Genomic DNA, 11,466 nt, shown 5'->3' on the forward strand with positions numbered 1-11,466 from the left:
AATGGGAGTGCATGAGCTGTGGTACAGCTCATGATCGAGATATAAACTCAGCTCTAAACATTCTTGCGCTTGGGCATAAGCGTCTAGCTGTAGGAATCACCCTCTTTTAAGGGGGTGAGGATGTCAAGAATTGGCGAATCTTGAGATGAGTCAATATCAGCCTAAATGGTCTGATCATTTTCAAAGTAGTTATGAAACAAATATGCTGATTGATTTAGCTGAAAAATATGGTTTAAAAACGACGCCATATAACCAAAAGCGTTTGCAATATATGGCTCAAAGTAGCGTATTTGAAAAAATGTGGATGCGAATCAAAGAATTTTTTAGCTCGAAGACATAAACAAAACTGGATCTGGAATTAATCCAGATCTTCCGGTTTTGAATGGACTTTAGAGTGAAAGGCACGGCGCCGAGTTCGTTGCCAAGGAAGAGGGCGATTGAGCGCTTCTGGTGCATCACCACTCATCGAGCGCAGTCGTAAATGTAATGCCGCTTGCGCCATAAGGTTTGCAGAAACCGGTGCTGTAATAAAGGCAAAGAGCGTGATCAAGATCTCTGCAAAACCAAAACGGCCTTGAAATGCCGCATAAATAATTGCAGCTATTAGAAAACTTCCTAAGCCTAAGGTGCTCGATTTGGTCGGTGCGTGCAGACGCATAAATAAGTCGGGTAGGCGAACCATGCCAATACCGCCGACCAACATGAAAAAAGCGCCAATAACCAAAAAAATCGAGACCAAAATTTCCATGACTAATTGCATATTAATGTACTCCTAGTCGATGACGTGGCCAGTGGTGAAATATCGTGCTAAAGCGGCTGTAGACACAAACCCCAGCATGGCAACCAATAAAGCCCCTTCAAACATTGATGTACTTGCCCAATAAATACCTAAAATGACAATTAAACAGGTAGCATTTAAGAATAAGGTATCTAAAGCAAGTAGCCGGTCTACGATTGAGGGTCCCATCACCAAGCGGATGAGGCACAGTAACATCGAGATCGTCACAGCAACTAAACAGATGCCAAGCGCATACGGTAAAATTGTCATGCGGATTCTCCTGTATCAGCGCCAAAAATGAGGATGAGAGGGCGTTCATAGCGCTCTTTAATGGTTTGAATTTCCGCTTCAGGATCATCCGTGCTCAGCGCATGGACCAAAATATCACCACGATCTTGGTCAATCCCGGCAGACACCGTACCGGGTGTGGTGGTGATGATCATCGCAAGTAAAGAATTGACTTCCTCATGCTGTGTATCGAGAGGGACACGGAACCATTTCGGGTGCAGTTTATGTGTCGGACCAAGGACGAGTTTTGCAACATGGATATTACTGACAATAATATCCCATAACACCACAAAGAATAATTTACATGCTGCCAGCCAGTTGATATTCGGCGTTCGGTCAATAAAAGGGCGAACCAATCGCGGAATAACAATGGCTAAAACCAAGGCCATGCAGAGTGTGGCCGCATCTAGACTGTGCGCTAACATGACCCAGCTCAGGCCAACCATGACTGAAACCAATGGATGCGGAAACCAGCGATTTAATACAGATGTTTTCGCCATGTTAAGGTGCCTCCATCGGTTTTAGTTGGGTCTCTTCAGGCAGTTTTTCTTCTTGTTGCTGTCCCTGAATTTGGCGTTGCTTATACTCAGAAATATGCTCGCCATGTAGTGTTTCAGGCGCGATCAATGCAGGAATGAGGTGTGCATTTGGATCGGCTGATTCACCACCATATTTGGTTTCAGGTAAATTTTCAGGATCATAAGGTTGAACACTGATGATTTGGCCTTTTTCATCCTTTTTCAGTAGCAACGATTCATATAATGGATTGTCTTGAATTTGCTGTGCAGTTTTGTAGGTATAGTCATAGATCGGCGCAGCAAAAACCATATATCCCACAAGCGCTGTTAACAGCAGATAAATGGTTTTGTCATTACGAAGCGGTGCCTTATTCGGCAAAGCCTGATAACGCTGATATTCTTCAGTATCAATATCATCTTCTGGGCGAGATGAACGCCAGAAAAGCACAAAACCAACTCGGGTGAATGCGATAATACTGAGTAAACTCACCAACAATACGATCAAAATAATCATGATTTGGTAAGGTGAGTTTGCCGTTGCTTGTAAGAGAAATACTTTACCTAAAAAGCCGCTAAAGGGCGGTAGACCAGCCATCATCAACGCAATGATGAAATAGCAGACAGCAACGGTATTATGCTGTTTCATATGGGGCGCAATTTTAAAATGATCTTTAAATTCGCCACGTTGTGAGGTAATCCAACCCGAGAGAATATAAAAAGCTGCACCAATGATGGTACTGTGAATCAGGTAGTAAAGCCCCGCAGCCCATGCATCCGTATTAAAGAGTGAAATCGCAACCAATATTGTCCCGATAGAAGACAAAATCATAAAACCGACAAAACGACGTAAACGATCGGTTCCGATAGCACCATAAGCACCATAGAGCGAGGTTACTAAGCCAATCGGTAACAGCCACTGTTGTAAGATTTCACGGCTAATCCCATCGTCAAACACAGTACCATTGACACGGAGAATGGCATAGATGCCGACCTTAGTCATGATGGTGAATAAGGCTGCGACAGGCGTGGTTGCCACAGCATAGGTCTTTGGTAACCAGAACCCTACAGGCAGCATTGCAGCTTTGATGCCAAAGACGGTAAACAGTAACAATGCACCAGCCACTGCGATACGATGTTGATCCGCTTCAAGCAAAGGCATAAGTCGTGCAACATCAGCCATATTTAAGCTACCTACACTGCCGTAAATCATCCCGAGTCCAATCAGGAAAAGGGCAGAGGCAAATAGGTTAATGGTGACGTAATGAATACCCAATTGAAAACGTGCTTTGCCTTGGCCGTGTAAGAGCAAAACGTACGATGCCATCAACAGGATTTCAAAGAACACAAACAGGTTAAATAAATCGCCTGTCAGGAACGCACCACACAAACCCATCAGTAAGAAATGGCACATGGCATGGAAATAACGACCACGTTCGTCCCATTCTTTGCTGGCAAACCACATCACTGGCACAGCAAGTCCATAGGTTAGCACCAACATGAAAGCAGAGAGTCGATCTAAGACTAAAACGATGCCGAATGGTGCGGCCCATTCACTCAAGTTATAAACCAAAACTTGACCAGAGCTGGCGATCATCAAATAACTGATAGATGTGATCAGCCCGAGAATGCCTGAAACATAACTGATTCCACGACGCCAAGGTTGTCGCCAGTCATGCGCCAAAGAACCAGAGCCGGGGTTGCCCAGCAGGACTAAAATAAATGCAGTAATTGCAGGAATTAAAATACTGAAAATCGGGCTATGCGTAGTCCAAAATTGGATGAAGTCATGCATTATGGCTCATCCTCCCGCGGGTCAATTTGCGGTATTTCTTCTTTGGAGTCCACATGATCTGTTCCGGTTTCATAGCGGCTACGCAGAGCCAATTGTACGATAAAGGCTGTGGTCGCAAAGCCAATCACAATGGCGGTCAGGACCAAGGCTTGCGGTAAAGGGTCGGTCGCTTTGGTGGTTTCAGTTAACACAGCCGGTGCGTTGACATGAATACGTCCCATGACAAATAAAAATAAGTTCACAGCATAGCCAATCATGGCTAAACCCAGCACGACAGGAAAGGTACGTGCCCGCAAAATCAGGTAGACCCCTGTTGCGGTCAGTAAGCCAATGGCTGAAGCGAGTAAAAATTCTAAACTAATCATCTTATTCGCCTCTTGGAACTGGACCAGACATACTCGAGTGACGCGAGTCGCCTAAGACGGAAATCATTAACATCGTCGCGCCCACCACGGTGATGTAAACACCTGTGTCGAAGAGGGCAGCGGAGGCAAGGTGCATTTCGCCTAAAATTGGAGGTGAGACATAGATATGGGCACTGGTCAGGAATGGGCGGCCCCATAGCCAAGCAGCGATCCCTGTCAGACCTGCAATGGTTAAACCAATACCAATCCACACTTCATATAAGCGACCTGATTTTGCACCAATCAATTGTTCGGCACGGTCTTGACCAAGCGCAATATATTGAATCACTAAGGCCAAAGAGGTAATTAAACCTGCAATAAAGCCACCGCCTGGTAAGTTGTGACCCCGTAGGAAAATATACAGACTGACCACCAAGGCCAAAGGCAAAATCCAAGATGAGGTAATACGGAACATCAGTGGCGACGGATTAAAACGATAGGTTAGACCTTGCGTAATGGTGGTGCCATGAGCACGCATACCATCCATCATGCACAGCGTACCAATTGCGGCAATTCCCAGTACGGTAATTTCACCAAAGGTATCGAAACCACGGAAATCCACCAAGATCACGTTGACCACATTGGTACCACCGCCAAGTGGGATAGACTGCTGCATGAAGAACCATGAAATGGAATTGTGATCACGGGTCATGATCAACCATGAAATCCATGCAATCCCTAGACCTGCAATAATCGCAATCAATGCATCTCGCCAACGACGTGACACGCTCGACTCATAAGGGGTGAGCTGTGGTAATAACGATAAGCTCATGAGTAAGAGCACGGTGGTCACCACGTCAACAGTAATCTGTGTCAACGCTAAATCGGGAGCGGAGAAACAGATAAACACCATGGTCACAACTAGACCGACTGCACCACTGATGAGGACGGCTTTAATCCGTTCATGGTGGAACCAAAGCATCATCCAACATGCAGAGAATAATAATAGCCATAGAACGATCGCGATGACCGGTGCATGTACCAGTTCACGGCTGCCTGTGCCGATGCCTTGCAGCCAAAATGGAACGATGACGATGGCCACACTAAAGATCAAAATCCATAATAAATAGCTTTGTAATTTGCCATTTTCAGTAAAGCGACGGAACTTTCTTGAGCTGAGTAATAGATGCTTTAAAAATAAGTCGAACAGCACTTTACCTTGTAATCGACCCAAAAGTGGATCTAAGTCGATCCGGCGTAATTTGCCGCCCTTCGCCAATGCGAAATAGAAAACTAAACCACCCAAGAGTGCAATCACGCTCATCAAAAGGGGGGCATTTAAGCCATGCCAAATCGCTAAATGTGTACCTTCAAACGCAGTATTTTGAATACTCGCACGCGCGGTACTATTGACAATATGCTCAACCAATAATGCAGGGAAGAGTCCAACTAAAATACATAAAGCAGCCAGTAAGGTTGCCGGTGCGCGCATGCCAAACGGTGGTTCATGTGCTTCTTTATTAGGAACATCTTTCCCTAATGGACCATCAAAAAACACCCCATGAACCAAACGCACCGAATACGCGACAGCAAAGATACCGGCAAAGGTGGCAATGATCGCTGACACGATCATCACTGGCCCAGTCAGGTTGGCTAAAAGTTCAGTAAAGAACATCTCTTTAGAAAGGAAACCATTGGTTAATGGGACACCTGCCATAGAGGCTGCAGTGATCATGGTTAGCGTTGCTGTAAATGGAAGTAATTGCCATAAACCAGAGAGTTTTCGTAAATCACGTGTGCCTGATTCGTGGTCAATAATCCCTGCGATCATAAACAGGGCTGCTTTGAAGGTCGCATGGTTAATGATATGGAAAATGGCAGCCGCAACTGCGAGGGGAGAGCCGATCCCGAGTAAGCAAACAATCAGACCTAAATGGCTGATGGTGGAATAGGCCAAAAGCCCTTTTAAATCTTCTTTGAAAATGGCAAAGAAGGCCGCCATACATAAGGTAAATAAGCCAATAAAGGTGACCAAGTTGTGATACAACGCCGCGCCTGCAAAGATAGGCAATAAGCGTGCAAGCAGGAAAATTCCGGCTTTCACCATCGTAGCAGAGTGTAGATAAGCCGAGACGGGGGTCGGTGCCGCCATGGCATTTGGCAACCAAAAATGGAAAGGGAACTGCGCACTTTTGGTAAAGGCCCCCATTAAAATTAATAGCAGTGTAGGTACAAAAAGCGGGTGCTGCTGAATTTGGCTACTCATCGTCAGGATTTGGTCAATCTGATAGGTGCCCGTGATTTGCGCCAACAGAACAAAACCACCCAACATACAGAGACCACCCATGCCTGTAATGGTTAAAGCCATTCGAGAGCCACGCTGAGCAGCGTCGTAATTACTCCAATAACCGACCAACAGAAAAGATGAAATGCTGGTAAGTTCCCAGAAAATAAGCAATAAAATTAAATTATTGGACAATGAAATGCCGAGCATGGCAGCCATGAACAGCATCAATAAAACATACAGTTTACTGAGCGAGTTCTTTGGACTTAAATAATAGTAGGCATAGATATAAATTAAGGTGCCGATCCCGGTAATGAGCAGGGAAAACAATAAGCCCAGTGCATCGAGACGGAAACTGAAATCTATGCCAACTTGAGTGAGCCACGGCCAAGTTTGAATGATGGTTTTGCCATTAAAGACATCTTGAGCCTGACTCAATAATAAAACTAAACTGCTGAGGCTGACGCCAATCGCCCCTAAAGCTGTTACCCCGCGAGAGAATTGCTTCAACCACGAGACAAGTGTTGTGCCTAGTATTAACGGTAACAATATAATAATCGGTAGCACACTCGTATCCATTGTCATGATTAGGCGGTGAAACCTAGGTGTATTTCATCTTTCAAGGATTACAGGACAGCAAAGAGCAGTCCAAAAATTCAATCTTGAAAGCCATGTGTGTCAAAAAAATTAAAAACAAGCTGTGTTGCGCAACTCGTAAAGCGATAGCAATTTCCGATGTTACTATGAAAATTGCAAATAAAACCGATCATATTACATGCGTAAAACAACATCAATCTTTTTTATGAACCACTTACACATTATACGCCTGACGAAACTGTCTAGACATCTATTGCGGCCTTGTTGCTGAATATTTAAACATCGAGGCTATGGATTACGCTCACTTAATCAGCCTCAGTTTTTTTAACTTAGCGGTTGGATCGTAACGTCCTGATCACCCCGCTGTGATAAAGCCCTAACCAATTCTTGTTGCTGTTGCTCGGTCAGTTGCGTCTGGATTAATTGCAACATGTGCTGGATCGTATCTGGGCTGTTCAGTGGCTCATTTAATTCAGTCTCTTCAGTTTTGGCTGGAAGCGATACCTTTGATCCGAGTTGCAACTGCTGATAAATCTGATCATAAGTTTCTTGTAGTTTTTCAGGCTGAATCTCACTGAGCTTTTTATTCTGTAGTTGTAAGCACTGAAAACGAGAAGCCTGTTCCAGCAGTTCAGGACGGTTGCCGCTGGCAATGATTTGGAGTCGTGGAAACGCTTGATTTAAACGGGTCAAAATCACTTGAGTCATGTTTTGATCGAGTTGGTGGTCTATGGCGTCGATCAATAAAATACCGTCACCTTCTTGGCACGGATATAAGCTATGAGGATTGAGTAGGCACAGGCGACGCACAATATCACCAATTAAGGCCACAAGGTTGCGGACACTATTCGACAACTGTTGAAACAACATGTCTTTGCCTTGATAGCAGACCATTAACTGTAATCTAGGGTGATATTGCAGATAAATATTGGTCACATCGGGCAACACGGTCTCTAAGGCTTGTTTTAATGATCTGAGTGACGGCGCGTGTAGATCGGCCTGAGCTTGCGCCAGTTTTTGTCCAAAAAGTGGCGTGTCAGATGTGTTGGATGAGTCAGTTGGGTTTTTTGGATGTAATAAATTTTGAATTAATTCGGCACTTTGTGCATTTTCTATATCGGATATTTCTCGAAACCACTCAAAAAAACGAATAAACGTGGTAAAGGGAATGGCCGAGATTTCATAGGCATGTGAAGGCTGAAAAATAGCAGGATTATTTTTATTGAGAATATTTACGTCGTTGACGAAGCGTTCAGCAGGGTAATAGGCAATGAGCGGCAGCCCTTGTAACGGATCAGCTTTGAGGGCTTTTTGATACAGCGCAACCATCGATTCCAATTGCTGTGTTTCGGCCTTACTGAGGCCGACGCCTTGACTGTTTAAGGTTTTATACAGTTGCCATGAACAACATTGTGGGTCTTGGTCTTGCTGATCACTTGAAAGCTGAAATGCGCCAATGTCTTCGGGAAAACTGACCTGAGTATCAAGTTTCGATTGTAAGCGATTTAACATGATGTCTTGATCGAGCATCACCACACCTGCGGTACGCAAATCTTTATAGCGTGCAGCAAACCAAGTGAGGGCCTGGTAACTAAAGCGCAGTAGGGAGGTTTTTCCAGAACTTTGATCACCCAAAATTAAGGTAATCGGCAGATCGTGATAATTAAAATTGAGGGTGATATCAGTAAAATGAAGGGTGTGCTTGAGTTGAATCGATTGTATTTTCATGGTGCACCTTTTACTGATTTATTGTTTATTCACCTTTTTCATCATACTAGCTGACCGCTTGCGCCAAAGATTTGGGCATTTGACGTTTTAAGTGCTGCATCAAGTCATAAATATGATGGATATTTAAACTTACTTTAGCACGTGTGCAGGCCACGTAAAGTAACCGTAACTCTTCGTCACTAATTTTATAATCTTTATCGTTGAGCTTAAATTGGTAGTCATCTTCAATATGTACCCGATCCCATTCTAAACCTTTGGCTTTATGGGCGGTCGAGATGATGTAGTCGGCTTGATCAATCGGGGTGATTTTCGCCAGTGCCTTTTTCAGTGGGTCAGTACCGTGGTCATCGACCAACTTCACCAGCGGTTTAATATCGCTGCCGTCATTGGTCTCGCAATATTCATGTACATCATGCCATGAGTTAAACCATGCAAGCTCTGGGACATCGACCACGCGTTTACCTTGCTTGAGCATGGCTGCAGCATCGACAAAACGATTGAGTCGTGCATGATCTGCTTGCAGGCTGACTTTTTCACCTTTGACCAAACCTGCCAATAACAGTTCCATCGCACGTGCATTGGTACGACATAAAATGGCATCGCGCATCTTGGTATGCGGTTTATTGACCACTTTAGAGTTGAGCTGCGGATTACCCAATAACGGCACGGTTTCATTCAATGCGCCCAGCAGAGCATTGGCGTTCAAGGCAATTTCTTCACCAAAACGGAACGACGTGGTTAAACGTGATTCGGGTAAAGGGAGTTGCTGCATGGCATTGACTGCGCCACGCCATGCATAAATTTGTTGATGCGCATCGCCAACATAGATGACCTGAGTATTACGCTGTTTCAGTAAAATCCCTAGCATTAGTGGGTCAGCATCCTGAGCTTCATCGAACAGCACATAATCCGCAGGAATATTCGGTTCAGACAAAGCCCAAAGTTTTAAATAAATATCGTGTCCAATCCCTGCTGCATGGTTCGGATCAATCGACTCTAACCAACGACGTTCAATGGCAGGATACAAATGCTTTTGTAAGCTTTCGATATCGTCTGGATGCAACCAACTCGGTGCTTGTAGATGTCGTGGGGCAGGGTACTGTGAACTGGTCGAACAGAAATAACTAACAGCATTTGCCACCAGACTCGCCAAACGCGAAGGCATGAGTACATATTTTTCATAACGACCGCCCATCATACGACGTAGGGTGATCGGTTCTAGTCGATATTCTTTGGCAATAAAACTGGGACTTAAACGTGGTAGACGCAGTTTATCAGTCACTCCACGTGGAACACTACGATAAGCCAATGAGTGGAAGGTTCGACAGTCGACATTTTGATGAAAACGATTCTGTGCTTCGGTGGCAATGGCTTTGTTAAAGGCCAAGTACATGCCACGCCGCTGAGGCATGGCATCACTGATCATTTGGAGTGTGGTGGTTTTACCTGTGCCAGCATAGGCGATCACTTTAAATGATTTGCCTAGACGTGCGTTATCTATGGCAGTAGCCTGCTCATAGGTCGCGGTCGGTTTTTTAAGCTCTGGCACGGTTGCGTCTTAGTGCTGACGGTTGGCTTTTTCAACCAAACCGGAAAGGCCTTGACGACGAGCGAGTTCGTTAAGTACCAATTGTGGATCAATATCGAAATAACCTAGCATTACAATGGTATGGAACCAAAGGTCTGCCACTTCGTAAATCAGATCGTTTTTGTTGTCTTCATTGGCTTCGATTTTAAAATCTTTAGCGGCAATGATGGTTTCAACACTTTCTTCACCGATTTTTTCTAAAATTTTATTCAGACCTTTATGGTAAAGCTTTGCCACATAAGAGGATTCAGGGTCGGCTTGTTTGCGTTCAGCCATCATTTTACCTAAGTAGTCGAGTACTTCGACTTGCTCAGATTGTACATTGGACGCATTCATCGCAAGGGTATGTGGATTTGCTGATTTTGCACCATAAATTGCAGCCGGATCTTTCAATTGCGCATCGACAACTTCCCAGCCATTGGCAGTAAGTTTGCGATAGAAACACGACTCACGACCGGTATGGCAGGCAATGCCGCCATGTTGTTCAATTTGTAGCACAATCACGTCAGCATCACAGTCCAAACGGATTTCATGCACGGTTTGGAAATGGCCAGATTCTTCACCTTTATGCCATAACTTATTGCGTGAACGTGAAAAGTACACCGCTTGATTTTTTTCTGCAGTTTGCGCCAACGCTTCACGGTTCATCCATGCCACCATCAATACGCGTCCGCTTTGATGATGCTGTGCAATAGCAGGCACTAAGCCTTGTTCGTTAAATTTTACTTCATCGAGCCATTGCAGGTTGTTCATGAGGATTTCACCAATTCAAAAATCAAAAAATAAATGCCGCAGCATTTGAGCAGCATCATAGTGTAAGCCATCAAGAGAATGATGGGGAGTTAATTCTTAATCAAATTTTAAATTGCGCAGTTCAGCCGCAGAATCATCTGCAGACTTGCGGGCTATGTCGGCATAATTCATTTGCCCACATGCACCTGTTTTTAAGCCAGAAATCGTGATGGCCATTTCTTTGCGGAAAAACGGCAGCTGATACATGGCACGAAATGAAATATCACGCAGCGGCGCTGTCCAGCGATGATGTGATTGATAAAACGGTGTCAGCAGGCGGCTAAAAAATTGGTAAAACCGCACGGACGGCAACCGCAGTTGATGATACTGCTGCCAGAGGTTTTGCAGTGAGAAATCCTGTTGATATTGAAGCAGGGCTTGACTGGTGGCCCATGCGTCGAGCAGCGCCATATTGGCGCCTTGTCCAAGCTGCGGACTCATGGCATGAGCCGCATCTCCTAAGATACCGATACGACCTTCACCAAGTTTGCTCAGCACCACATCACGATAGTTGGCAGACAGCCATTGCTGCGGATCATCTGGATGTGGAATCACATGCGCTAACCATTCTGCAACACTCAGCCAGCGTTTCGAAACTTCAAGCAACCATTGCTGCTGTGCGCTTTTGGTTTTTAACTAAATGTGCGGAATTCTCCATCTATAATCTGTGATTTAGATGGAGATGGATAGCACGCCTTTTCAGTCGGGTCTTTCTTGGTTTTGGATGTATTCTCGAATTACATCAATTGTCGCTCCA

General features: G+C 44.7%; 11 protein-coding genes and 1 pseudogene. 2 read left to right on the plus strand and 10 right to left on the minus strand.

Annotation, left to right across the window (positions count from 1 at the left end):
• Both FTV03_RS15525 and FTV03_RS15530 read left to right on the plus strand, forming a co-directional pair.
• Window positions 1–110 (plus strand): zinc ribbon domain-containing protein (locus FTV03_RS15525; RefSeq protein ID WP_179994364.1); only part of this gene is annotated, 110 nt, incomplete at its 5' end.
• Between the two features lie 35 nt (window positions 111–145).
• The gene (locus tag FTV03_RS15530) at window positions 146–340 is read left to right on the plus strand and encodes a hypothetical protein (RefSeq protein ID WP_180005485.1); all 195 of its coding nucleotides are present in this window, start codon (window positions 146–148) and stop codon (window positions 338–340) included.
• 18 nt (window positions 341–358) lie between these two features.
• Here the strand turns inward: FTV03_RS15530 and FTV03_RS15535 are convergent, their stop codons facing one another.
• The 10 genes and pseudogenes from FTV03_RS15535 to FTV03_RS15580 form a co-directional block, all read right to left on the minus strand.
• Entirely contained in the window at window positions 359–760 is a 402-nt protein-coding gene (locus FTV03_RS15535; protein ID WP_168378199.1) for a Na+/H+ antiporter subunit G, read from the minus strand.
• Between the two features lie 12 nt (window positions 761–772).
• Window positions 773–1,048 carry a monovalent cation/H+ antiporter subunit F gene (locus FTV03_RS15540; protein ID WP_078189410.1) on the minus strand — a complete coding sequence of 92 codons (276 nt, stop codon included), beginning with the start codon at window positions 1,046–1,048 and terminating at the stop codon, window positions 773–775.
• Window positions 1,045–1,566, minus strand: a complete 522-nt coding sequence (locus FTV03_RS15545) for a Na+/H+ antiporter subunit E (protein ID WP_168378198.1) — start codon at window positions 1,564–1,566, stop codon at window positions 1,045–1,047. Before FTV03_RS15545 ends, FTV03_RS15540 begins: the two co-directional genes overlap by 4 nt.
• 1 nt (window position 1,567) lies before the next feature.
• Window positions 1,568–3,376 carry a monovalent cation/H+ antiporter subunit D gene (locus FTV03_RS15550; protein ID WP_180042086.1) on the minus strand — a complete coding sequence of 603 codons (1,809 nt, stop codon included), beginning with the start codon at window positions 3,374–3,376 and terminating at the stop codon, window positions 1,568–1,570.
• The gene (locus tag FTV03_RS15555; RefSeq protein WP_078189407.1) at window positions 3,376–3,741 is read right to left on the minus strand and encodes a Na+/H+ antiporter subunit C; all 366 of its coding nucleotides are present in this window, start codon (window positions 3,739–3,741) and stop codon (window positions 3,376–3,378) included. Before FTV03_RS15555 ends, FTV03_RS15550 begins: the two co-directional genes overlap by 1 nt.
• Before the next feature lies 1 nt (window position 3,742).
• Window positions 3,743–6,583 (minus strand): monovalent cation/H+ antiporter subunit A, encoded by a 2,841-nt coding sequence (locus FTV03_RS15560; protein ID WP_180042090.1) that lies wholly within the window; start codon window positions 6,581–6,583, stop codon window positions 3,743–3,745.
• 342 nt (window positions 6,584–6,925) lie between these two features.
• Window positions 6,926–8,329 (minus strand): AAA family ATPase, encoded by a 1,404-nt coding sequence (locus tag FTV03_RS15565; protein ID WP_180042088.1) that lies wholly within the window; start codon window positions 8,327–8,329, stop codon window positions 6,926–6,928.
• 46 nt (window positions 8,330–8,375) lie between these two features.
• Window positions 8,376–9,878 carry a UvrD-helicase domain-containing protein gene (locus tag FTV03_RS15570; protein ID WP_180009538.1) on the minus strand — a complete coding sequence of 501 codons (1,503 nt, stop codon included), beginning with the start codon at window positions 9,876–9,878 and terminating at the stop codon, window positions 8,376–8,378.
• Window positions 9,879–9,887: 9 nt separating this feature from the next.
• Entirely contained in the window at window positions 9,888–10,670 is a 783-nt protein-coding gene (gene hisIE, locus FTV03_RS15575) for a bifunctional phosphoribosyl-AMP cyclohydrolase/phosphoribosyl-ATP diphosphatase HisIE (protein WP_180009539.1), read from the minus strand.
• A 96-nt stretch (window positions 10,671–10,766) separates the two neighbouring features.
• A pseudogene (locus FTV03_RS15580) lies at window positions 10,767–11,345 on the minus strand (FAD-dependent oxidoreductase); the annotation flags it as partial.
• Window positions 11,346–11,466: the final 121 nt, after the last annotated feature.

This window comes from Acinetobacter sp. YH12218, from assembly GCF_013417925.1.
Classification (GTDB): domain Bacteria; phylum Pseudomonadota; class Gammaproteobacteria; order Pseudomonadales; family Moraxellaceae; genus Acinetobacter; species Acinetobacter amyesii.